A 22,228-nucleotide genomic window follows, 5' to 3' on the forward strand; every position below is an offset into this window, starting at 1 on the left:
CCCCGAAACATCCCCGCACCACCCGCGTACTCTTCGACCATTCCCACAATCATGAAATCCACTCTGATTCTCGGACTGCTCGGCCTCATCACCCTTCTGCTTCCCACTCCGGCAGCGGCTCAAAACTTCAAAGTCACCGAGACAGATGAACTCATCCACGTCACCGGCACCGCGCTCGACTTTTCCGTTCGCAAGAAGGGCTATGTGAGTGGTGTGGCGGCGGGAAGCATGCTAGACAAGAAAACCGGCTTTCGTGATCCCGGCTTCGGTCTCGATATCGTGGACTTCCTCATGGAGTCCGGGAGCGACGAAACCTACCGCGCCCAAGTGCCGGAGACTCTGCGCTATGAGTTCAACAATCCGCATCACGGAAACATCGCGAAGCGTCTCATCGAAGGACCGCAAATCTGCACCCAGGCAAAGGAACTCTCACCGCAGGTCATTCGCGGGAGCGACTTCATCGCCGTGACCATGAACTGGAAATACCACCAGGCCGCGCCGGACAAGAAGGCGGGCTCACAGTGGTCGCAGACACTCGTCTTCCCGGAAGGAAAGCGGTACTTCATCTCCACCGACAAGGTCACGAGCGCGAACGACAGCGACGGTCTCTTCCTCCGCATCGACATGCCCGGCCACGTGAAGCACAAGGAGGGCGATACCTTCAGCGAGATCTACCTTAGTTACTCATGGCCACCACCGCCTGATTCACCGCCGTTCCACGTGCGAGGTCACAAGCTCGATATCCGCCACGGGGGCACCGTGCCCGCATCCGCCTTCCTCACCAACTTCGCCCCGGACGAAAAGTTCCACTACCGCCGCGAGGGACGCGAGCCACCCAAGCGCTTCATCCGCGCTTATCGCCTCCGCGATTCCAAAACCGGTGCCGATGGCCCATGGCTGGCGGGCATGACCTTGAATGCGGTAGACGTGTATGAGGCCTGGTGTCATCAGCGCAATTATGTCTGTTTCATCCAGGAAATCGGAGGGAGGCCCATCAAGGCGGGTGAATCCTTCAGCGCGGCCTTCATCGTGGGCTACTTTGATTCCATCGAGGAGATGCAGGAAGTCTATAATCAATACTCCGGTCACAGCGGACTGGAGGTGAGCAAAGGTGGGTGGAGGCTGACGAAATAATCCGGCTGTCGCAAAGCGGTCGCGAAATGTCCGCCTTTTCCCCGACGTATAGGCGGGTCTCGAATTCCATTCTTATCTCAGGAATCAACCGACCTAGACCACGCCAAACATCATGCATCGCAAACTCATCCATTCCCTCCTGCTCGCGCTGGCGCTTACGCCAGGCCTCGCGAGCGCGGAGTTGAAGCTGCCGTCCGTCATCGGCGACCACATGGTCCTGCAGCAGAAGCAGTCCAATCCCATCTGGGGTTGGGACACGCCAGGCACGAAAGTCTCTGTCACCTTCGCCGGGAAGATGTATGCCGCAGACGCGGACAAGGACGGCAAGTGGACCGTGAAGCTGGACCCGCAGGTGGCCAATGCCAATCCGCAGGTGATGAACATCAAGGGCACGACCGCGAAGGACGTGCAGGACATCCTCATCGGTGAGGTGTGGATGTGCTCCGGCCAGTCCAACATGGGCTTCACCGTGGCGGGTGACTGGAAGGGTGACCTGGAGGCGCTGGCCTCGAAGCACCCCGGCCTGCGTCTCTTTGCCCTGCCCATGGTGGGCACGCAGGACCTGAAGACGGACATCGACGCGAAGTGGGAGCTTTCCAATGCGGACACGGCAAAGCCCTTCAGCGCGGTGGGTTTCTTCTTTGGCCGCTACCTGCATGAGGTGCTCGGCGTGCCGGTGGGCCTGATCGACAATGCCTGGGGTGGTTCCTCCGCCGAGGCGTGGGTGCGCCGCTCGACCATCGAGTCCGACCCGCGGTTCAAGGACCTCATGGAGCGCTGGAAGACCACGGAGAAGAACGGCTTTGACCCAGTGAAGGCGAAGGCAGATTTCGAAGCGCAGACGGCCAAGTGGAAGGAAGCCGTGGCTGCGGCGAAGGCCGCGAACAAGCCCGCGCCCCAAGCTCCCCGCGCTCCGCAGAATCCGCTGACGGGTCAGCATCGCCCCGGCAATATCTTCGCCGGCATGATGCATCCCACCCTCGGGTATGGCATCAAGGGTGTCATCTGGTACCAGGGCGAGTCCAATGCGGGCCGCGCGCTGGAGTATCGCGACCTCTTCCCCTTCATGATCACGGAGTGGCGCAAGGAGTGGAAGCAGGGTGATTTCCCCTTCTACTGGGTGCAGCTGGCCGACTTCATGGCGTACAAGGACCAGCCGGGCGACAGCGCCTGGGCAGAGCTGCGTGAGGCCCAGACCCTGAGCCAGAAGCTGCCGAACAGCGGCCAGGCCGTCATCACCGACCTCGGCGAGGCCAACGACATCCACCCGAAGAACAAGTACGACGTGGCCGCCCGCCTCGTGCGCTGGGCTCTGGCAAAGGACTACGGCATCAAGATTGCCTACCGCAGCCCGGAGCTGAAGAGCCACGAAATCAAGGGCAACAAGGTGACGGTCACCGTGGATTGCTTCGGCTCCGGCCTCCGCACCGTGGACGTGAATGACGTGAAGGGCTTCGCCATCTGCGGCGAGGACAAGAAGTGGGTCTGGGCGCAGGCCAAGATTGTGGGGAATGACAAGGTGGAAGTCTGGAGCGAAGCCGTCGCAGCCCCCAAGGCCGTGCGCTTCGCCTGGTCGGACAATCCTGTCTTTAACCTCATTTCCAAGGAAGGCCTGCCCGTCACGCCCTTCCGCACCGACGACTTTGAGATGGTGACCAAGCCCAAGCCCGCCGTCGTGGCCCCGGCCCCTGCCAAGCCTGCCGCTCCCGTGAAGCCCACCGCTGCCCCGGCCAAGCCTGCGGAACCGAAGACCGCCGCGGCACCGAAGAAGGCGTAATTCACCTCGCGTTAACTCCTTGGCGTCCATGGGTCCTGCCTGTGGACGCCTTATTATTTAGGGCGGCACGCGGGAAGGAAATCCATCTCCCAGTTGACAGACGTGCCATACCGGGTACCCTCTCCGCCCTTTCCCCGTAAACCAGCGAACCTCAGGAGACAAAGTACATGGCCAAGATTCTCGATTTGGATGCCAAGACCCGCACTGCCGTGGGCAACGGAGCCGTCCGCCGTCTGCGCAAAGCAGGCAGCATTCCCGCCGTGATCTACGGCAAGAAGCATGACAGCAAGAATCTTGAAGTCGACGCCAAGACCTTCAGCCGTCTGGTCGCTCACAGCGTGTCGGACAACATCCTGGTGAACCTGAAGATCGCCGGCGAATCCGCCGACTCCCTCGCGCTGGTGCAGGAAGTGCAACACGACTACCTCAAGGGTGGCGTGCTTCACATCGACTTCCACGCCGTCGCCGCGGATGAAGACATCCACGCGAACGTGCCCATCATCCTGAATGGTGTTGATGCAGCGGAGAAGAAGGGCGGCAAGCTGGAATTCATCCTCCACTCGCTGGAAGTGCACTGCCTTCCCAAGGACCTTCCCGAGAGCCTCGAAGTGGACGTGGAGCCCCTCAATATCGGTGACTCCATCCACGTGAGCGACCTCAAGCTTCCGGCCGGAGTCTCCACCAAGATCGAAGCCGACGTGGTGGTGGCCATCCTGAAGGAGCCCACCGTGGCTGAAGAACCCGCTCCTGCCGCTGCCGCAGCTCCTGCTGCCGCCGCCGCTCCCGCCAAGGGCGCCGCTGCTGCGGCTGCTCCTGCCGCGAAGGCCGCTCCGGCCAAGAAGTAACCCTGTTGCGCGTCGTCTGACTGGATGTGTCCGGCTCCGGCCCTCTCCCTTCGCTGAAGCCACGCTTGATCGTGGGATTGGGCAATCCGGGACGCGACTACCAAGACACGCGGCACAATATCGGTTTCATGGTCGTGGACGCGCTTGCCAGCCAGTTCGGTGCCTCCTGGGTGTCCGAAAAGCGCTGGGATTGCGCGCTCGCCAAGTTCGGTGGTGGGTGGCTGCTGAAGCCTCTCACCTACATGAACCTCAGTGGCGAGGCTGTCTCCGCCGTGAGCCGGTTCTACAAGATTGAGCCCGGCGAAGTGCTGGCCGTGTATGATGACGTGGACCTCCCGCTGGGGTCCCTGCGCATCCGGCAGAAAGGCAGCGCTGGCGGGCACAACGGCGTCCGCTCCCTGATTTCCCATCTCGGAGGAGAGGACTTCCCCCGCCTGAAAGTCGGTATCGCCCCGGAAGGCGGCCGTCCCGCGGGTGACCGCATGGTGGGACACGTGCTGGGACGCTTCACGGAAGGGGAGCGCCCCGCGCTGGCGCAGGTGCTGGACAGGGCCTCGGATGCCGTGCGCACCGCCCTGCGCTCCGGCATCGCCAACGCGATGAACATTTTCAACCGCAAAGAGCAATCCAACAACGAAACTACGGAAAAACCATGAGCCGCAAGTATGAAGCGATGATCGTCCTGGACATGAAGGGACGCGAAGAAAATGTCGAAACGCTGGTGAGCCAGCTCGGCAAGGAATTCGAATCCAATGGTGTGAAACTTCAGCAGGTGGACAACCTGGGCAAAAAGAAGTTCCCCTTCGCTCCCCGCCACGTGGAGAGCGGCTACTACATCAATTTCCTCTTCGAAGCTGAGCCGGCCGCCGTGGACAAGGTGCAGGCCCGCCTCAAGCTCAATGACAACGTGTACATGCAGTACTTCCAGCGCCGCTAAGGCCTGAAGTTTCTGTTGATTCACGCGGCGGATCTCTCCGGCGATGGGTTTTTGCGGCCCGTCGCCGAAATTAGTTCGCCATCCTTACTCACTCCCTCTAACCTCGCTCCGCTATGGCCTCCTACAACAAAGTGATGCTCATGGGGAATCTCACGCGGGATCCCGAAGTCCGTTACACACCCAAAGGAAGCGCCGTGGCCGACCTGGCCATTGCGGTGAACCGCTCGTACACTGCGGACAACGGCGAAAAGCGTGAAGAGGTGACCTATGTGGACGTGGTGCTCTGGGCGCGTTTGGCTGAGATTGCCAGCCAGTACTTGAAAAAGGGCAGCCCAGTCTTCATCGAAGGTCGTCTCCAGATGGATTCGTGGGAGGACAAGCAGACCGGACAGAAGCGCAGCCGCCTGCGCGTCGTCGGTGAAATCATGCAGATGCTCGGTGGCAAGCGCGACGGCTCTGGTGATGACCAGGGCGGTGGCGGCGGCGGCGGTGGTGGTGGATACCAGCAGCGCCCGCAGCAGCAGTACCGCAGCGGCGGTGGTGGTGGTGGCGGCGGCGCTCCTCGTGGCAACCAGCCCGCACGCCAGTCCCAGCCGGCGAATGAAGAATACGGCGACGGGCCCATTACCGACGGACTCGAAGACGACGACATCCCATTTTGAGCGTCGCTGGTGTTTTGACTTTCACATGAAACCGGAGCGTGGCTCCGGTTTTTTTGTGCCCGGATTCATGAAGGCGCTCATCGACATCATCGATTGGGAGTATCCAGAGACGCGGGAGGCCTATCGGCCCACCGTATGGGACTTGTCCGACAAGGATGAGATCTACAAGCTCGTCCTCGTCCTGGGCAATGGCGTGATTCTGGAGCTGCGTGCCGAGGCGGATTCGGAAGAGGTGCTGCGGGTCCTGCGCGGCCTGTTCAAAGGCGTCGGTTCCTGCGAGCAGGTGACGCTCACAGACAAGCAGAAGCAGCGGCTCTGGTACTACTACGAAGGAGACGAGTGCTACGAGCAGCGGGGAAAGAATCCGGGTTACATGATGATTGATCCCGTGCCGAGGCCGGAGAAATTTGGTGCATCGGGTCACCCATGAAACTCCTCTCCACCAGCCACACCATCGCCTATGTGCCGGGGAGGGAGCTGAGATTGCGCTCCAGGCCCGGATTGGCCATGTGCGTGGGCTTTGTGTTCTTTGCCGTGCTCACGCTGGGCAGTCTCGTGAGTGCCGTGGCTCAGGGCGAGTGGGGGGTCCTCTGGGGCACCCTGGTCTTTGCATTCTGGGCCTGGCTCATCGGAGCGCTGGTGTGGATGGAATGGACCGACCTCTGTGTGCCTCCCATCGGTACTGGTCCTGTGACCTGGCGTGATGGTTTGAAAAAACAAACCATCACGGCAGAGCGTGTTCTCGGTGCCATGGTGGATGCTCACGTGCAGCCCAAGCTTCACAAAGGGCCAGGCCCTACTGCCTTTTTGGGTGTATGGATATGTGATGCCAGCCTGACCAAAGAAGCGGGAACATACCCGTGGCGGCGTTTGTTTTCTCTCAATGCAGGGAGCTACACGACAGAGCAGGTGCAGGCGGAGTTTGAGAAAATGCGGAGTGCGTTGAAGGAGCTTGGATATCCTGACGAAGTTGCTCTTGAAGGGAAGAGCAGTTCCAAAGCATCAAACGCCTAGCTCAGAAACGCGCTGCAAGTTCGAGCGGTTAAAGTTGCTGTGCAGTCGTCGAGCAAGATCCTGCTGCCAGGTGACGTAGGCAATGCGGTCGGGATTTCCTCAATCTATGAAGGTTCTTCTCACGCTATTTGCTGTCGTGTTCTCGTTTCAGGCAGTTGCCATCCATGCGACAGAACTGCTGCAGTCGCAGACGCCTCGCGGCACGCATTATGCCATCTCGGGCGATTCATCCGGCAGTCCGGCGCCCACGCTCTTCATCATTGGCAATCCGATTTCGGTAATGGGGCAGGAGGGGATGCGCTATCTCATCGGCACTGGAGAGATATTGGCGAAGCATGGCTGGAGGTATGTGCTGCTCGATCCAGCGTGTGAAGGGCACGACGTCCAAGAAGGCCAGCCAAAGAGTCTGAGTGGCTGGGCCACGCATGCGAAGAACGGTCACGACTTCATGGGGCCGTATGTGCGGAACTGCGTCGATGTGCTCGATCATCTCATTGATGAAGGGATCACAGATGGGAAGCAAGTTGTTGTGCAGGGCGTTTCGCGCGGTGGCTTCTGCGCTCTGCACTTCGCGGCTGGGGAACCACGCATTCAGGCCGTCGTCGGCATTTCGCCAGTGACGAATCCTCTTGCCCTGAAGGAGTTTTCCGGTGTCACTGCAGCGCAGGTGGCAGGCTTCAGCCTCGATGGGGTGCTGGAGAAGATGGTGAACCGCACGGTATGGATCAGCATTGGGAATGCGGATGATCGTGTGAACTCGGAGGACTGCATCGGCTTCACGCGTCGCCTTGTCGCGACGACACAGAGGTTGCAGCCCGGGTTGAATCTCGTCCCGGTGCATCTGCATGTCGGTGTCTCAGCGGGACACCGCTCCCCAGACGACGCTTATGCGAAGGCGGCGGAATTCTTGCTGGCCCAATTTCCTGGAAAGCCGGCATCCGGGGTGACTCGCGATGTATTCAGCGGTGACTTCCCGCCCGCGAGCTACGGCAAGAATTTCGAGGAGGTGGAAGCCACCGTGCAGGAAGTGATCGAGCGTGTCTTCCGCGACGAAGACGGCATCCTGCGCAGCGGGGTGAATGGTCGTACCATGAAGCCATTGACGAATACCGAGGTGCTCGATCGTCCCAAGGGCAAAGGCGGTTATCCAGAACACTCGGCGATGCCGGACGCGCTGAAAGCCGTTTGGCTCAACTACGAAAATGCAGGCGAGGCCAGCGGCGCGTATCTGATGGCGCTTTGCCTCAAATACGAAGCCACCCACGATCCGAAAGTGCGTGAACTCGCCCGCCGCACGTTGGATGCCATTGTCACGCTTTGGCGCAATGCCGCGCCATCAGCCGGAAACGGCGGCGGTGGTCGCGGCTGGTTTCCGAAGCCCTACGCCGGCATCCACAAGCTGGCGGGCATCGAGGAATGCAGTGCCGACCAGTATGCAGGCATCACGCTCGGCCTGCATGCGTATCACCGTACCCTGGCCGATGCGGCGGAGAAAAAACAAATCGAGGAGGTCATCGTCTCCTTCTCCGACTGGTGGCATGATCATGACCACAGCGGCGTCTACTTTGGGAAGCCCATCTGGTGGAAGCGCCTGGAGTGGCACCCGATGGCGGCCGCTTACTTTCTCTACCTTCACGCCCTGGCAGAGTCATGGCGGCCCAGTGCCAAATCGCGCCAGAGTTTTGAAACATGGCTCGCCTTGAAAGCCACACTGCTGCGCCCTGACAAGGCTACGGGCATCACCATGCATGGCCTGCCAGTGCTCTGCCTGGAACAGCTCCATCTCCTGCGTCCGGACCTCGATGCTGTCTGGCAACCCGCACTTGTTCACCAGGCTGCTTTGCTCGCCCGCAGCGTCGACCAAACGGCACAGAGCAAGCATTTCGAGGTGCTCGGCTATGGCGCTGACTACCTCGGTGCCGCGCATCGTCTGTTGCCGGATGCCGGTTACGATAAGCTTGCGCTCCGGTGCCTTGAAACGTTGAAGAATCGCGGTGACTTCTACCACATCCGCCGGGAACAGCGCATCGACCAGCTCCCACCCTTGGTGAGTGGCGATGACTACCGCGACGTCTTCTTCTGCGAAGGCCACGTCCACTGGATGGCGGGTTACTGGCGGAGACAGCTTCAAAAATGAAGCTGCATGGGCTTGATGCCAAAGGAAGTTGAACCCGGGTCTTTACATGAAAGACGTCGGACTACCTGGAGTGGTTCATGCCACAAGGGTATCGATGGAACACGGACATCGCAGAGGCCCAAGGAGTGGGAATGCCTCGTTCCTGTGGTGTGAGCGGGCTATACGGCCTCTTCTGGCTGCCCTGCTGGCTTTGCCTTGTGGCGCAGGGTCTCTTCCAGACCCTCCAGTCGCAGCGGGCGGTCGGGCACATGCACCGGAGCCTTCAAGGCGTGGTCACGCATCACGTAGGTGCGTGCCAGCCGGTCGCCCCAGCGCTCCTGTCCATCGATGCACAGGAAGATAAGTTCCACGAGTGGCATGAACGGAATGAACAGGATGCAATTGCGAATGGCACTCTGCAGATGCGTGCAGGGCCTGCGATAGCGTGCGTCCTGGACTCGAATGCCAACGATCCGCTTGCCGATGGCATGACCGCCAAGGTAGGAATCCCCGAAGATGCGATAACCCAGCGCCACCACGAATACGAGCATGAAAAGAAGCATGCTGGCTGCATCTTCCACGCCGATCAAGGCACCCGCAAAGGCGATGACCATGACTACCAGCGCGGAGTCGATGCCGTGCGCGAGTGCACGTTGCAAGACGGAGGCGGTTTCATATTCGGTGGGGTGATTATCCTCGGACATACGCAGGGGCGCGACGAGTTCACCTGAAAACGGGGGCCTCTGTCAATACTGTTGGAGTTCATTCTGCGCGGCGCCACAACTCCAGCACTCCGCCTTCGAAGGGGATGGAAAACTTTTCCAGTCCGGTGACATCCTCAGGCCCAATGGCGTTTTCAAACTTCAGCACGCCGGTATCGAGCTTTCGCTTCAGAAACAGGCTCTCCACATTTTCGATCACGCGTGGCGCAGGTTCTCCTGCGAGTTGCACGGTCACATGATAGGGCGGTTGTTGTTTGACGCGGCCAAGAATCGTGGAGCGTACCCAGCCCAGACTGCGGTTGTGCGACCACACCTGGGCGAGCCACGTGGGTGTATCCACTCCTGATGCGGTGAGGTTCAGGGGCGAGAAAGTGCGCTGCAATCCACGAGCCTCCAGGGCTTTGCGCAGCGAGCGATCTGTCGTTATCTCCCAGAGGGTCTTCCCTTCCTGCGTCTTCAGATTCACGTCCGCGCCGCGGTCCAGCAGTGCGAGGGCAATCTTCGCACGATTGCCTTGTGCGGAATCCACCAGGGGCTCCGTCTGGCCGGGATGCGTTGCCTTGGGTGAGGCGCCCTTCTCCAGAAGCCAGAGCGCGAGGTCCTCATTCCCCGCGCGGATGGCAGCATTGAGCGGGGTGGCTTTGAAGATATGCTCTTGTGAGCCACCCATGGAGTGCACCATGGCAGTCTGGGTTTCGAGCGCGCTGATGTCAGCTCCTTTGGAAAGCAACAGCTCGACTACCGCCTGGCGGTCTGCGCGCTTCGAACGGGCGGCGGTGCAGAGTGGGAGCTTGCCGTGAGGTTCCGGCGCAGTGAGTTTCGCGCCCTTCTCAAGAAACAGCTCGATCAGTGGAATCGAACCATGGGTCAGGGCCTCTTCGAATGCGGATACGCCGACGTTCGAAAGCAGCATGGGATCCGCACCGTGTTCCAACATTGTCTTCGCAGACGAGAGAGTCCTGGCCGCTGCTTCTACTTCGTCAATGCTTAGAGTGTGCTGGGCGTAGTGCTGTGACGGCTTGATTACAAGATTCAGAAGGGGGGTGCCGTTGGAGTCCATCGCATTCGGTGATTCTCCCGTATCAAGCAGCAGGCCGAGAATATTCGCGGCGCGATAGTTCGCCGCATCCACAATGAATCCGTTCTCTCCTTCATTGAGCCGCGCTCTGACAAAGTCAGCATCATCCTCCTTGTACGCGGCTTCCAGTTTGTCATATGGAGTCGGTTGTAAACTCGTGGCTACAATGACGGCAAAGGATCCCACTCCCCAAACGACGGTGAGCGGCGCCACGATGAGCCCGCGCCACGAGTGCAGCATGGCCACGCAGATGGTCGTCTTCACCGCCAGCCACACAACCACGGCGAGTACGCCGCCGAAGATGGGCAGACCCCAGAGCATGCTCCACGCGAAGTAGTCTGGATTCTCCGAAATCCAGCTCAAGGCAATGGTCCACACCAGCACCGTGGGCACATTGATGCACAGCGCGATGAGCAGGCTGTACTTCCACGAAACGCGGCCCAGCCACTTGATGAGAGGCCACTCGATGACTGCCATCACCAGAGCGACCAGGGTGAAGACGAGGAGGATGGCGCCACTCATGGTCAGTTGGTGCTGGCTTTGGGTTCTTCGCTGTCTCCTTCGCCCGGGACTGTGCCGAGCACGCGGATCTTACCGGTCTTCACATCCAGCAGACGGAAGGTCTTCTTTCCATCCTCATCGCTGTGCGCGAGGAAGAAGACCTTGGTCTCATCTGCCGAGGAGCAGAGATTGAAAATGGTGGCCAGCGATTCCTTGATGGGAATGACCTTGAGTGACTGCAGCGTGGTGGTTGCTTGTTTCCACCGTGCTGAAACGCCTGCTGGCAGCTTCTCCATGTCCGTGCCCGGCTTGGGCATCTGTACCAGGAAAGCTTCCACTTCATTCGCAACTGTCATCACCAGCGATTTCCCCGCAGGCGCAATGTCCATGAGGGTGAATGACGAGCCGGGGTTGTTCGCTTCGTATTGAAGAACAGCGAGCGGCGCGGCGCGCCATGCGTCCAGGGAGAGCCCTTCGTCCACGATGCTTGCCATCCCTGCCCAGAGGTCGCTGTCACTGGAGAAGAAGAAGCTCCCTTCGGCATCAAACACAGCGGAGAACATGGCGGGTGCATCCTTCGCATCGACAAGCTCCGTCTCGCCCTTCGGCAGGGCTTTCAGATGGAATGCGCTGTCTGTCTCAGACTCGCCTCCGAAGACCTCCATGAGCACATCGCCGGATGCAGGATTCGCATTGATGTCCATCAAGTCACCGTGCTCCAGGGTGAGGACCTTCTTTGCGCTTTCGCCGCCGGGCTTCCAGAGGAAAAGCTTCTTGGAAGTGGAGAGCCAGAATTGACCTTCGCTTGCCGGCGAGAGGGACTGCAAGTCTTCGCCATCGACCTGCTTGCCGAGATCAATCACGGTGGTCTTGCCATCAGCGAGGGACACGGACCACACCTTGGCCCCCTCATGAGGGATGGCGATGACGGATTTCCCGTCCTCTGTAAAAGCAGCCTCAGCCGCGGGGAGGGGAGTGGTGGAAACGTGACCGCACAAGGCGGCCGCCAGCAGCGCAGAAGCAAGAGGCCTCATGCGGCACGAGGTGGCGCAACCCGCGAGAAGCGTCAAATCAATGTTGCGTCAGCGTTTGTGTGCACGCGCATTGCCCCCATGCCGGTCGAAGCGATAGAGGTCACCATAGGCATTGGTCTTGCCCAGAAATTGGTCGCGGAGAATCTCCGCCGCGAGCACACTGTAGGTGATGCCGTTGCCTCCGAACCCAAGCGCAAATGACGCGTGGGGAAACTCGGGTATCTGACCGATGTACGCCAGTCCATCTTCAGTCTCCCCGAACGTACCCGCCCAGCAGAATGCAGGTTCAAGAGGGATGTGTGGAAAGAGGTGCCGGAACTTGCGTTTCAAGGTCGCAGACTTCTTCGCGATCATGGCATCGCGCTTCTCGGGATCACGGAAGTCTTCATCTTCGCCTCCAATCAGCACACGATGATCGTCCGTGGTGCGAATGTAGAGATACGGGTCCGCTTTTTCCCAGAGCAGACAGTTGTCATGCCAGAGATGTCTTCCCGCGGTCAAGGGTTCGCTCACGAAGGCGAAGGTGCTGTGCAGTTTCACGAGTTTGCGATCGCTGAGCTGCTGGAACTCATATCCCGTGGCGAAGATGATGTGCTTCGCGCGAATGGTGCAGTCGCGATTGGTCTTCACCAGCACCTGCCTGCCACGGACCTTGTACTCCATGACCTCCGTGCGATCGAAGATACGCAGACCGAAGTCCGCCTGCGCTTTCTCCAGCAAGCGATGCGTGAGGCGGAAGGCGTCCACCTGCGCTCCATCCCTGGAATAGAGTGCGCACGGCCGCTGGAACTTCATGTGCCTCTTCACCTCCCGCGCGCTCCACCAATCAATCTCAAATCCCGCCTCCTTGCGCGCGGCGAACTCACGCTTCATGAAGGCGGTGTCGCTGGCACGCTTCGCCATGAAGAGGCTTGGTTTCAGTGAGAATCCACAGTGGTCATCCAGCCTCTGCGTCAGCTCACGCAGCTTGTAGATGGCATCCCTGCAGGAGTGGTAGCAGCGCTGCGCCGTTTCCGTTCCGAAGCGTTCCTGCAACTCGACGAGCGGCGTGTCGATTTCATACTGCAGCAGAGCCGTGCTGGCCGAGGTGCTGCCCCAGCCGATGTCCCGGCGATCCAGCACCACGGTGGAAACGCCCGCTTCTGCGATATGATATCCCACCAGCGCTCCCGTGATGCCGCCTCCAACGACGACCACGTCACACCGCACGTCTCCATCGAGTGCAGGAAAGGCATTCAGAATGCCATTGCGAACAAGCCAGAAGGCGTGGCCAGAGCGGAGGTCCATGAGGTGTGCTGCCTATGAATTCGGCAGCACACTGGCCCGTGCGTGTTTGACCCTGGAAGTTTGCTCCAGCTTAATGTTGTTTAACCCAACAACCCCCGCAGCATGGGAATCATCTGGACGTACAGGCTCTGGCCACCGAGGCGGCTGAGCTGTTCGGTGATGAGTTCCACATCGGTGACGAGGTCCGCTGGAAGCATCTGTTCATGGTGATGGCCACCGATGCTGACATCTGTCTTGATGTAGGCGGTGCCACAATCGCGAGATACCTTGAAGCACGCATTGTCTGAGCACAGGGTCACGGACTGCACGGCTTCGTTGCCGCTGCTTTCCGTGAGCTGCACCTCGATCACCTGGCCCTCAGGCTGCTGGAGGCGGATGCTGCCATTCTCCGCGCCCAGGGTGCATTTCAGGCGCACGCCCAGCCACGCGACAAGGAGCAGCGCGCTGATGCGCTGGCCGGGACAGTGGCTGACTTCCATTTTCTTCAGCTTCGGAAGCTCTGCGAGCGCGGTCGCGTCTGAGAAGCAGGAGGCAATGGCCGTGCGGAAGAGGTGCGAGCGCAGCCAGCTCAGGTCATACACGCGGAACTTTGAGGTCTTCTCCGTCAGTGCCGTGTGCAGGATGGCCATGTCACGAGCGGGGTCGCTCCAGGTCGCGCTGTCAAAGAACAGCAGGTCCATCACGCTGTAGAAGCGCTCGTTGAAGTTCGAACTCAGCTCACCCTGCCACCAGCAGAAGAGGGGAAGGTCGGAATCCAGGTGTGCGAAGACGATGTTCCGCACCTGGTTCATGTTGCCCCCTTCGAGGACGAAGGAGACCTGCTCGCTGCACACAGACTTGTGTCCTTCGTGAAGCTGGCAGTGGGCCGTGACCCAGGCGCGGGCCTTGGGTTCACCATCTGAGGGCAGGACCAGAATCAGGAGACCACGGCAGGCATGTTCCAGCGTGATTTCTTCAAGGCGCCTGGTGTTGTCATCCAGAGACTCGGGGTCCTCGCTGTAGATGGCGAAGTTCATGAGCGAGGCCTTGGTCCTCGCTTCATCCTGGCCCCAGAGCTCCTTCAGGGCCTTGTCCACGCGTCCAAGCGGGACTTCCTGACCGAGTGTGGAAGTGTCGAGTGCGATGCTCATGACGGGAAACGGAGTTGAGAGCTTATGGTTGAAAGTTGAGAGACTGATGAAGAGCTGTTTCAAGCTGGCCGGTATGCTCCTCCACAAAAGCTGAGCATTCCGGCTCGGAACGTTCCTGCATTTTCAGACTCTCAACACTCATCTAACAACTCTCAACCCATGTCTGTATAAGTTACTTACGCGTCAAAGGCGGCGCCATACACGGCCGTCTGCCTGCAGGAGTTCATCTGCTTCCTTGGGACCCCAGGAGCCGGCGGGATACTCGCACATGGGCGGGGGATTGCCGGACTTGTGCCAGGCGTTCTCGAGTTCATCGATGAAGGCCCATGCGTTCTCCACTTCGTCGCGACGGGCGAAGAGGGTGGCGTCACCCGCCATGGCATCCAGCAGGAGGCGCTCATACGCTTCCGGGCTGGCCTTGCCGAAGCTGGTGCTGTAGCGGAAGTCCATCTTCACCGGCTGCATGAGGAGCTGCACGCCGGGGAGCTTCGAGAGCATGCGGAGGGAGATGCCTTCATCCGGCTGGATGCGAATCACCAGCACGTTGCGCGTGCCACGCTGTTGCAGGGTGGGGAAGGGGACCTGGGGTGGCGCCTTGAAGTGGATGGAGATCTCCGTGGCCTTCTTCGGGAGTTGCTTGCCCACGCGCATGTAGAAGGGCACGCCCTGCCAGCGCCACGTGTCCACAAAGAGGCGCAGGGCCACATAGGACTCCGTCTTGGACTCGGGATTCACACGGTCTTCCTGGCGGTAGCCCACACGCTCCACGCCATCCACGCTGCCCGCAGTGTACTGGGCGCGCACGATGTTCTTTGCCACTTCCTCCGGTCCCTTGTAGCGACGCAGGGAGCGGATGACCTTCACCTTCTCATCACGCACGGCATCGGCGCCGAGGTCGCTCGGGGGTTCCATGGCCACGAGGCTGAGAAGCTGGAAGAGGTGATTCTGCACCATGTCACGCAGGGCGCCGGCGGTGTCGTAGTAACCACCGCGGCCGCCTTCCATGCCCAGATTCTCCGCGCAGGTGATTTGCACGTGGTCGATGTAGGTGCTGTTCCACAGCGGCTCGAACATCACGTTGGCGAAGCGCAGCACCATGATGTTCTGCGCGGTCTCCTTGCCGAGGTAGTGGTCGATGCGGTAGGTGTCCTTTTCCGCGAAGACGTCATTCACGACCTGGTTCAGGTGGCGGGCGGTCTTGAGATCCTTGCCAAAGGGCTTCTCGCACACCACGCGGGCCCACTTGCCCTCGGGGCCTTCGTTCAGGCCGCTCTGCTTGAGCATGAGCATGATTTCATCGAAGAATTCCGGAGCGCTCGCGAGGTAGAAAAGTCGGTTGGCAGGCACGCCGCGCTCTTCGTCAAACTTGTCGAGCAGGGCCTTCAGGGACTTGTAGCCTTCCAGGTCCTGGAACTCGCTCTTGTGGTAGTGGATGCTCGCTCCAAAGCTGGCCCAGAGAGCGGGATCATGTCCCTGGCGGGAGTGCTTCTTGTTCGCCTCTTCCAGCTCAGCGCGGAATCCCTCGTCCGTTTTGTCGCGCCGGGCAAAGCCGACCACCTTGGCCTGCGGGGGAAGGTCGCCGCCTGCGGCCAGGTTGTAGAGCGCCGGGATGAGCTTGCGATGCGTCAGGTCGCCGGTGGCGCCGAAGATGACCACGGTGCAGGGCTCCGCGCGGTGGCGCTGGATGAGCGTTTCCTGGAAGGGATTTTCGAGTTCTGACATGGAGTGTGTGCTGACGGGGGATGCCGCCGCGGGAAGCCAGCAGCGGGTGGGCAGACTAGCCCGACCCCCTGCAATGCGCAACTCACGAGGGCGTTAGATGCAAGCAGGGACCATGAAAGCAATTCATAGGCCGGATGAGGGGAAGAAGACCGTTTCAGGCCCCGTCGAAGTTCTCTTTGATGACCCCACCCAGGTCGCTCAGAAGCTTGTCACAAGCACCCGTGTAGGAGGAGCCGTGCATCACGGCGAGCGTTTGCGGCTTCAACTCCGCAAGCCGGCGCAGGACACCCTCCGTCTGCCGGGTGTAGGGCATGTAGCCGGAAAGTGGACCTTGGTTCAGGCGGGACATGGCCTCGCGGGTACGGTCGATGAGGTCCGCCTCCGTGAGCGCTTCGGTGTTTCCGAAATGGTGGAAGAGGTCCGAGCAGAATAGGGTCTTCTGGGTCTCCTCGAACAATACGCCTGCGTCCCAACCGTGCGGGATGTGGGGTGACTGGTGGAAGCGGAAGCGGTACTTGCCGGTGGTGAGCACATCATCCTGTGTCATGCCGCGGGCGGGGCGGGCGGAAAAATCATCCACCGTCACCAGCTTGCCCACGAGGGTACACACAGGCTGGGCCTGCGGAGCAACTTGGAACCAGTCATTCAAGGAACCACACTCGTCGGACTCAAAGTGGCTCCAGCCAATCCACTTGAGCGTGGCAGGGTCGATGATACTGGCGACCGCATCCTTCAGCAGCGGGAACATGGCCCTCAACCCCGTGTGGAAGAGCAAGGGCTCCTCATCGCGCACCAGGAAGTGGTTGAACTGCATGTCGTAGTCCTGGGCGTAAACCGAGAGGCGAAACACGTCGGGTGCGATTTCATCAATGGCAGTCATGGTGGAGGCGGGTGAGAGCGCAGTGAATGTGGAGCACGAGAGCTTTGTCGATCAGTGCCGGGAGTCGAGTGAAAAAGTATGACAGGTCCGGATGTGAAACGTTGGTGGTGTGCAGGGGTTGGTTCAGGGCATGAAGGGGGGAAGCAAACTGCATTGGATTCAACGCAGAGGCACAGAGACGCAGAGGAACTTCGGAGACTGAGGGAACGGCGACTTGGTCACCTGCCATGACTTGTGTCGGGGGAGGCAGAGACGACTGGGCGACATTCATTCCACCTTGCTACTCCGGTGCCTCTCGCTTCCATGCAGGTTCGTATCCCTCTCCTTACCTCAAGCTCTGATTTGAAACCTGCTGCTGCATCACCGCCCGTTCACTGGCTGCGCGCCAATGGCTTCATCATCGGACTGGGCTTGGCTGTGCTGCTGGCCTTCCTCCTTCCGGGGCCGGGTTCGCGGCATGGCGTGTTGCATCCGGACATCCTCAACAACGTCGGCATCGCCACCATCCTGTTCCTGCAGGGGCTCTCGCTGGCGATGGAGAGGGTGAAGAGTGGTGCTGCCAATTGGCGGCTGCACCTCGTCATTCAGGCTTTCACGTTCCTGATTTTCCCCTTGGTGGGATTGGGTTTGAACTACGTCTTGCCAAAAGTTTGGGGTTCGGTGCCTCCGCCTATTCTGGATGGTTTCTTGTATCTCTGTGTGCTGCCTTCCACCATCTCCACGTCGGTAGTCCTCACTGCCGTGGCGCGCGGAAATACAGCAGGCGCACTCTTCAATGCGGCTCTATCAAACATCATCGGTGTCGTCATCACGCCGGTGCTGGTGCACCTGCTCATGCAGCGTAGCGGTGCTGGTGCGGCGATGGAATTCGGACCCCTGCTGCTGAAGATCTCGCTGCTCACGCTGCTGCCGTTTGGTCTCGGCATGTTGCTGCGTCCACGGCTCAAGGATTGGGTAGATGCGCACAAGAAGTGGAGCACCCGTATCTCGAATGGCATCATCCTCTTCATCGTGTACACGGCCTTCTGCGATTCCATCGAGGAAGACATCTGGCATCGTCATGGAGCGTGGCTCACCATTCAAACCATTGCCGTGGTGATGGTGCTCTTCACTCTGGTGTCACTGCTGGTGCACATCTCCTGCCGCGCGCTGAAGCTGAATCGCGAGGACTACATCGCCGCCTACTTCTGCTCGGTGAAGAAGACGCTCGCCATGGGCGTGCCGCTGGCGATGCTCATCTTTGGAGAGCGCGCGGACCTTTCGCTGATCCTGCTGCCCATCATGTTCTACCATCCGCTCCAGTTGTTCATCAACGGACTGCTTGCCAATCAGTGGGCGAAGCGACCAGGGTGAGACGGACTTGTGGAACGTGGCGATTGTTCCAGAGTGGGGCCGTCATGAAGTCTTTTGCCACATGTCTTCTCTCCCTCTCACTTTCACTCACCTGCACCGTCGGAAACGTGAACGCTGCTGACGCTGCTTTGGACCGCGTGGCTATCGTGACTGGCACACCCGGTCTCGTGGCTTTCTGGGATTTTGTGAAGCGCGAACCTGAGGGGGCGCATCGTTTCACGGCGCATGTGCCCAAGGGTGCGTCGACGGATTACCCGCTGGATGCTGCGAACTATATCCGGGATTACTGGGGCGCGGGACGCGAGGCGACGTACGCGGACTTCCCCTTGCTGGGACGTGGGCCGTTTGGTGATGCCGTGCGGATTGTGAAGGAGACAGATGCGGACTTCCGCCCCTTCCTCTTTGTGCCGCGTTCACGATTGCATGACACGCCACTGGACATCAAGGGCGCGGGCAAGGCTGTGACGGTGGTGGTGTGGGCTATTCGTGAGAGTGGCAATCATGCGCTGGCGGGCATCTGGCATGAGGGCACGGATCTGCAGCAGAATGAAACGGCCAGCATCGCGAAGGTGGAGCGGGGTCAGCGGCAGTACGCGCTCTTTGCCGGGCTGAACAAGCTGGGCAGTGCCTGTGGCCATGTGTCGGAGAACGGCGCGAGTTCCTTCCTCAACAAGTATGCGCTGCACAAGTGCAACTCGGTGGGCCAGTCCCCTGAGGTTCCGGCGGATGCTCCTGCCGCGACGCTGGATGCTTCGTGGCAGTGTTTCGCGACGACCTTTGATGATGCGACGGATGAACTCATCGGCTGGCTGAATGGCAAGTCCGGTCAGCGTTGGCTGGAGAATCCGAAACAGGACAAGCTCATTTCTTCTGCGTATCAGGCCTACATGCAGGGGCATTATGCGAAGCTGCCGGGCAAGCAGGAGGGTGAAGATGAGTCGTTCCCGAAGGACCAATACTACAATCCGCCCGAGGAGAAGCCGGTGAGTGTGCTGGTGGCGCGTGAGGAGGGCAATGAGCGCGTGGAGTTGCGCGAGTATCGGTATACGAAGGTGGAGGTGACGGTGAGGGATGGCAAAGAGGTGTCGCGGGAGTTGGTGGGGTTGAGTTTGAACCCGTGGTGGTATCCGCACGGCATCTATGTGCCGAAGGATGCGCAGAGTGGTGGGCCCTTCACCATCGGTCGCGTTATCCACAGCAGCCGCAGTGTGGGATTCACGGGATGGATTGGTGGGGTGGCGGTGTTTGATCGGGCGCTGAGCGAGGAGGAGTTGGCGAAACTATCGGCGATTCGGAGTGGGCCGCCGGTGGTCGTTGAATGAGGCTTGAGAGGAATCTAGGTTAGCTCTCTCGGAACGAAGAGAGGCGATTCCATTGAAGCTTTTTGCGACTCCAATGAGCCGAAATGGATTGAACGAACTCTTTGCGAACAAGCTTTGCTCGTGACCCGAGCCAATCTCCGTTGTCTTTGCGGACTACGATTCCCTCAAGAACGTTGGAGCCTAGTGCACTTGGCCTTTTGCTGATCAGTTCTGTCAGTGATGCAATGGTCACTTCACCCTTACTAACGGTAGGTACGACTGCAAGGTCGACGCCAGCAAGAAGTTTGTTTCTTCGGGAAGAACTCCAAAATCCCTTGGTGTGTCGGTCGTAGATATCAAAAGCTAGGAACCAATCAGGTAGCTCAGTGTAGGTCAAGGAGTGAGTCGCAGTGCACCATTCTCCAAACAGCATGAGATTCCTGCCTAGGAGAGAGACGAGTGTGTCTCGGTGTTGGGGTATCCAAGATGCGAGTCGCGCAAACTGCCCTGAAAACGGAGGCTCTATGTATTGTCCTCTGTTCTGAATTTGTAGAATTCCATCGAGATTCACAGAAAAGCCAAGGTTTGCGCCATCGACCTTTTCCTCGACTTCGACTGGGCCAGCCAGAAGTTCGGCGGCTTCTTGGGGGGTGAGGACTTTATCGTCTCGAGGGATGCCCTCACCCAGCCAAGCTAAGTGAGGTGTATGAGGAAATTTAAAAAAGTCACTCATCGCCCAAATTTGTTGCGATGGAATCGATGGATGTCCGCAGGGCACAGGAACTCGACTTCAATTTCGTGGTCGGCGAGGGCTGGTGCCCAGTCAATCCACTTGGAATCTGCTGCCTGCAATATTTTAGGGTGGTCTGGATGTGCAGCGGCAACGGCAACGAATTTCCTGTCGGACGCGTCAAAATTGCTAAGTCGCTCGTCGTCAGGGAAGCTCTCGAACATGCGCTGTTCATTTGGCTCAAGGGGTACCACGTCACAGCGTTCGATATTCGCTTGGTTTTGTATAGCCCATTTCACGAAGGCATCGCCTGCCCGATTGCCTGTGAAAGGCTTCGTCTTATTCTGGTATTCTTGGAGAATTGCGCAGTCGCTATCTAAAGCAATGCGCTCCTTTAACATGATCGATTGGAGCGTTAGAGCACAGGTCGCAACGCAGTCTCCGCTGACAGCGTCGTGCTGACCATTGGCCACCAAGATTACATTTGTATCAACCAAGACGGTCATTTGCCAGCAAGCTTCTTTTTCTTTTCTACGGCAGCAACAGTGCGCGCAGTGAGGTCTGCCATCTGGTCGCCAAAGAAGTTTTGTGGCCAGTTTTCAATGTCACCAAACTGATTTAGCCGTAGAGGCTCCATCTCGGTAGCGGACTCAGTGCGGTTGCAAAAGTAAATCGCAACATCTTGAGATTCGAGAGTGCCCTCGGCTATTCGCCGTTGCAGTCGATTAAGAAAGTGCTCGGAATGGCTCTCAACAATCAGTTGAACATTGCGATCCCTGTTGTTTTCTCGGGCTTTAACCGCACAAATGAAGACGTCTGCCAATTCTGCCTGAACTTGCGGATGCAAATGGATTTCCGGTTGCTCCAACCAAACCACCGAGTTGGCTGGGCAATAAAATGGAAGTACCAACGCTGGAAGCACCTGTGAGACCCCGAAGCCCACGTCGGTGATTTTCACTTCAGGTGATTGAGGGCCCGTCTTGATTAGAACCTCGTATTCCTTTCGCCCAGGTGCTACTGGTTTGACTGCAAAGCTGTTAATTACTCCAAGGTCCTTTAACCAACCTGCTATAAACGCACTAAAGTGGCGAAGGTGTTGCTTTGCGCTTCTGTTTAGTTTTCTGCCGCGAGCCTCGGCGGCTAGGAGCGCCGCGATTGTAAATTCCCCACGGGGCCCCACGTCTTCCGGGGTGTCGCCCGACCATTGGTAAGTTCGCCGAGGATGATCTCTGAGGGGCCCCAAGTAATATAGACTGTTGAGCATTTGTTCGGTCGCCAATGCAAAATCAGCCAAAAATCCGGCATTCTGATATCTCGCGCGACTTGTGTCGGAGATTCGATAAAACTTCTCAGGAGCCTCTAAGGGCCACTTTCTACCAATTGCTTTTTTGAAGGAATAGTGCTGTGATTCTAGAGAATAATTTCCCTTAGGGTCGCGTGAGAACTCAGCGTCCACCGAAGGGGTCTTGTCGTCGGCGAGGGAATATCGAATAAGCTTAGTTTCAGGCTGCAACGACGTATCTGCCGTAAGTTGCACTTTTAAGGCCAGATTTGTGCCACGATATAGTCGGAGAGGTTCGAGCGGGTTGCGAAATCGTATGGCTTCAGGGAGTTGCCAGCTAACCTCAAAGTCGAGAGTTTGACTTACATCGTGACCATGTAGACAGTCTGCAAAGGTTCCAAGATCGATAAGCGTATTCTGATCACCTAGATGCAAAGCACGACGTCGGTCTGACGACTGAGCGGTCTGCTTAAGCGCTAATAGTAGATGCCCAAGACTGCTTTTCCCGGCGCTGTTTGCTCCAAAGATTACTGTAAGAGGGGCGAGCTTAACTTCGCCAGTGTCCTTCCATGCTTTGAAGTTTTTGATTCGGAGCGAGGTGAGCATGCCACTGGGGTGTTACGCTTTCAGACGTACTACTTGATTAAGTAATACGATTCTATTTTGTTAATACAGCATTGTAAATGAAATGCTTTCGACCGGAGTAGTTTAATGTTGAATTGA

General features: G+C 58.8%; 21 protein-coding genes. 11 read left to right on the plus strand and 10 right to left on the minus strand.

What is annotated here, in order from left to right; all coding sequences use genetic code 11:
* The first annotated feature begins 51 nt into the window (after positions 1 to 51).
* The 9 genes from DES53_RS19395 to DES53_RS19435 all read left to right on the plus strand — a co-directional run bounded on the left by DES53_RS19395 (position 52) and on the right by DES53_RS19435 (position 8,506).
* Positions 52 to 1,134, plus strand: coding sequence for a hypothetical protein (locus DES53_RS19395; RefSeq protein WP_113959961.1), 1,083 nt, complete (start codon positions 52 to 54; stop codon positions 1,132 to 1,134).
* Between the two features lie 112 nt (positions 1,135 to 1,246).
* On the plus strand, positions 1,247 to 2,911 hold the full coding sequence (locus tag DES53_RS19400; protein ID WP_113959962.1) for a sialate O-acetylesterase: 1,665 nt from the start codon (positions 1,247 to 1,249) through the stop codon (positions 2,909 to 2,911).
* 167 nt (positions 2,912 to 3,078) lie between these two features.
* A complete protein-coding gene (locus DES53_RS19405; protein ID WP_113959963.1) occupies positions 3,079 to 3,756 on the plus strand; it encodes a 50S ribosomal protein L25 in 678 nt (225 codons plus the stop codon).
* A gap of 53 nt (positions 3,757 to 3,809) precedes the next feature.
* Positions 3,810 to 4,412, plus strand: a complete 603-nt coding sequence (gene pth / locus DES53_RS19410) for an aminoacyl-tRNA hydrolase (protein WP_113960162.1) — start codon at positions 3,810 to 3,812, stop codon at positions 4,410 to 4,412.
* Positions 4,409 to 4,693 carry a 30S ribosomal protein S6 gene (gene rpsF / locus DES53_RS19415; protein WP_113959964.1) on the plus strand — a complete coding sequence of 95 codons (285 nt, stop codon included), beginning with the start codon at positions 4,409 to 4,411 and terminating at the stop codon, positions 4,691 to 4,693. The genes pth and rpsF overlap by 4 nt, the downstream gene beginning before the upstream one ends.
* Before the next feature lie 113 nt (positions 4,694 to 4,806).
* On the plus strand, positions 4,807 to 5,355 hold the full coding sequence (ssb, locus tag DES53_RS19420) for a single-stranded DNA-binding protein (RefSeq protein WP_113959965.1): 549 nt from the start codon (positions 4,807 to 4,809) through the stop codon (positions 5,353 to 5,355).
* Positions 5,356 to 5,380: 25 nt separating this feature from the next.
* Positions 5,381 to 5,785 (plus strand): hypothetical protein, encoded by a 405-nt coding sequence (locus tag DES53_RS19425; RefSeq protein WP_113959966.1) that lies wholly within the window; start codon positions 5,381 to 5,383, stop codon positions 5,783 to 5,785.
* Complete coding sequence (locus DES53_RS19430) at positions 5,782 to 6,369, plus strand: hypothetical protein (RefSeq protein WP_113959967.1); 588 nt, start codon at positions 5,782 to 5,784, stop codon at positions 6,367 to 6,369. Before DES53_RS19425 ends, DES53_RS19430 begins: the two co-directional genes overlap by 4 nt.
* 106 nt (positions 6,370 to 6,475) lie before the next feature.
* Complete coding sequence (locus tag DES53_RS19435; protein WP_170157228.1) at positions 6,476 to 8,506, plus strand: alpha/beta hydrolase family protein; 2,031 nt, start codon at positions 6,476 to 6,478, stop codon at positions 8,504 to 8,506.
* A gap of 158 nt (positions 8,507 to 8,664) precedes the next feature.
* Here DES53_RS19435 and DES53_RS19440 read toward each other — a convergent pair whose 3' ends face one another.
* The 7 genes from DES53_RS19440 to DES53_RS19470 all read right to left on the minus strand — a co-directional run bounded on the left by DES53_RS19440 (position 8,665) and on the right by DES53_RS19470 (position 16,839).
* Positions 8,665 to 9,144, minus strand: coding sequence for an RDD family protein (locus DES53_RS19440; RefSeq protein WP_211325617.1), 480 nt, complete (start codon positions 9,142 to 9,144; stop codon positions 8,665 to 8,667).
* A gap of 103 nt (positions 9,145 to 9,247) precedes the next feature.
* Positions 9,248 to 10,807, minus strand: coding sequence for an ankyrin repeat domain-containing protein (locus tag DES53_RS19445; protein ID WP_113959970.1), 1,560 nt, complete (start codon positions 10,805 to 10,807; stop codon positions 9,248 to 9,250).
* A gap of 2 nt (positions 10,808 to 10,809) precedes the next feature.
* Positions 10,810 to 11,820 carry a hypothetical protein gene (locus DES53_RS19450; RefSeq protein WP_113959971.1) on the minus strand — a complete coding sequence of 337 codons (1,011 nt, stop codon included), beginning with the start codon at positions 11,818 to 11,820 and terminating at the stop codon, positions 10,810 to 10,812.
* A gap of 48 nt (positions 11,821 to 11,868) precedes the next feature.
* A complete protein-coding gene (locus tag DES53_RS19455) occupies positions 11,869 to 13,107 on the minus strand; it encodes an NAD(P)/FAD-dependent oxidoreductase (protein ID WP_113959972.1) in 1,239 nt (412 codons plus the stop codon).
* Positions 13,108 to 13,187: 80 nt separating this feature from the next.
* Positions 13,188 to 14,237, minus strand: coding sequence for a glucose-6-phosphate dehydrogenase assembly protein OpcA (locus DES53_RS19460; RefSeq protein WP_113959973.1), 1,050 nt, complete (start codon positions 14,235 to 14,237; stop codon positions 13,188 to 13,190).
* Between the two features lie 183 nt (positions 14,238 to 14,420).
* The gene (gene zwf, locus DES53_RS19465) at positions 14,421 to 15,959 is read right to left on the minus strand and encodes a glucose-6-phosphate dehydrogenase (protein ID WP_113959974.1); all 1,539 of its coding nucleotides are present in this window, start codon (positions 15,957 to 15,959) and stop codon (positions 14,421 to 14,423) included.
* A 154-nt stretch (positions 15,960 to 16,113) separates the two neighbouring features.
* On the minus strand, positions 16,114 to 16,839 hold the full coding sequence (locus DES53_RS19470; protein ID WP_113959975.1) for an oxygen-binding di-iron domain-containing protein: 726 nt from the start codon (positions 16,837 to 16,839) through the stop codon (positions 16,114 to 16,116).
* 303 nt (positions 16,840 to 17,142) lie between these two features.
* Here DES53_RS19470 and DES53_RS19475 point away from each other — a divergent pair, with 303 nt between their 5' ends.
* Together DES53_RS19475 and DES53_RS19480 are read left to right on the plus strand one after the other, a co-directional pair.
* Entirely contained in the window at positions 17,143 to 18,192 is a 1,050-nt protein-coding gene (locus DES53_RS19475) for a bile acid:sodium symporter family protein (protein WP_113959976.1), read from the plus strand.
* A gap of 44 nt (positions 18,193 to 18,236) precedes the next feature.
* Complete coding sequence (locus tag DES53_RS19480) at positions 18,237 to 19,514, plus strand: LamG domain-containing protein (RefSeq protein WP_113959977.1); 1,278 nt, start codon at positions 18,237 to 18,239, stop codon at positions 19,512 to 19,514.
* Positions 19,515 to 19,533: 19 nt separating this feature from the next.
* On the opposite strand, the gene DES53_RS33950 is transcribed toward DES53_RS19480, so the two are convergent.
* The 3 genes from DES53_RS33950 to DES53_RS19495 all read right to left on the minus strand — a co-directional run bounded on the left by DES53_RS33950 (position 19,534) and on the right by DES53_RS19495 (position 22,111).
* Entirely contained in the window at positions 19,534 to 20,226 is a 693-nt protein-coding gene (locus tag DES53_RS33950; protein WP_113959978.1) for an RNA ligase family protein, read from the minus strand.
* Entirely contained in the window at positions 20,223 to 20,624 is a 402-nt protein-coding gene (locus tag DES53_RS19490) for a hypothetical protein (RefSeq protein WP_211325618.1), read from the minus strand. The genes DES53_RS33950 and DES53_RS19490 overlap by 4 nt, the downstream gene beginning before the upstream one ends.
* 101 nt (positions 20,625 to 20,725) lie before the next feature.
* Positions 20,726 to 22,111 (minus strand): AAA family ATPase, encoded by a 1,386-nt coding sequence (locus DES53_RS19495; protein ID WP_113959980.1) that lies wholly within the window; start codon positions 22,109 to 22,111, stop codon positions 20,726 to 20,728.
* Between the last annotated feature and the right edge of the window lie 117 nt (positions 22,112 to 22,228).

Origin of the sequence: Roseimicrobium gellanilyticum, from assembly GCF_003315205.1 — a bacterium.
Lineage (GTDB): Bacteria > Verrucomicrobiota > Verrucomicrobiia > Verrucomicrobiales > Verrucomicrobiaceae > Roseimicrobium > Roseimicrobium gellanilyticum.

Coding starts and splice junctions, on each gene's coding strand:
- DES53_RS19445 (WP_113959970.1), bottom strand. CDS start 10,807: ATGAGTGGCGCCATCCTCCTCGTCTTCACCCTGGTCGCTCTGGTGATG.
- DES53_RS19475 (WP_113959976.1), top strand. CDS start 17,143: ATGCAGGTTCGTATCCCTCTCCTTACCTCAAGCTCTGATTTGAAACCT.
- DES53_RS19400 (WP_113959962.1), top strand. CDS start 1,247: ATGCATCGCAAACTCATCCATTCCCTCCTGCTCGCGCTGGCGCTTACG.
- DES53_RS19455 (WP_113959972.1), bottom strand. CDS start 13,107: ATGGACCTCCGCTCTGGCCACGCCTTCTGGCTTGTTCGCAATGGCATT.
- zwf (WP_113959974.1), bottom strand. CDS start 15,959: ATGTCAGAACTCGAAAATCCCTTCCAGGAAACGCTCATCCAGCGCCAC.
- DES53_RS19405 (WP_113959963.1), top strand. CDS start 3,079: ATGGCCAAGATTCTCGATTTGGATGCCAAGACCCGCACTGCCGTGGGC.
- DES53_RS19480 (WP_113959977.1), top strand. CDS start 18,237: ATGAAGTCTTTTGCCACATGTCTTCTCTCCCTCTCACTTTCACTCACC.
- DES53_RS19435 (WP_170157228.1), top strand. CDS start 6,476: ATGAAGGTTCTTCTCACGCTATTTGCTGTCGTGTTCTCGTTTCAGGCA.
- DES53_RS19395 (WP_113959961.1), top strand. CDS start 52: ATGAAATCCACTCTGATTCTCGGACTGCTCGGCCTCATCACCCTTCTG.
- DES53_RS19425 (WP_113959966.1), top strand. CDS start 5,381: ATGAAACCGGAGCGTGGCTCCGGTTTTTTTGTGCCCGGATTCATGAAG.
- ssb (WP_113959965.1), top strand. CDS start 4,807: ATGGCCTCCTACAACAAAGTGATGCTCATGGGGAATCTCACGCGGGAT.
- DES53_RS19450 (WP_113959971.1), bottom strand. CDS start 11,820: ATGAGGCCTCTTGCTTCTGCGCTGCTGGCGGCCGCCTTGTGCGGTCAC.
- DES53_RS19430 (WP_113959967.1), top strand. CDS start 5,782: ATGAAACTCCTCTCCACCAGCCACACCATCGCCTATGTGCCGGGGAGG.
- DES53_RS19495 (WP_113959980.1), bottom strand. CDS start 22,111: ATGCTCACCTCGCTCCGAATCAAAAACTTCAAAGCATGGAAGGACACT.
- DES53_RS19470 (WP_113959975.1), bottom strand. CDS start 16,839: ATGACTGCCATTGATGAAATCGCACCCGACGTGTTTCGCCTCTCGGTT.
- DES53_RS19460 (WP_113959973.1), bottom strand. CDS start 14,237: ATGAGCATCGCACTCGACACTTCCACACTCGGTCAGGAAGTCCCGCTT.
- DES53_RS19490 (WP_211325618.1), bottom strand. CDS start 20,624: ATGTTAAAGGAGCGCATTGCTTTAGATAGCGACTGCGCAATTCTCCAA.
- DES53_RS33950 (WP_113959978.1), bottom strand. CDS start 20,226: ATGAGTGACTTTTTTAAATTTCCTCATACACCTCACTTAGCTTGGCTG.
- rpsF (WP_113959964.1), top strand. CDS start 4,409: ATGAGCCGCAAGTATGAAGCGATGATCGTCCTGGACATGAAGGGACGC.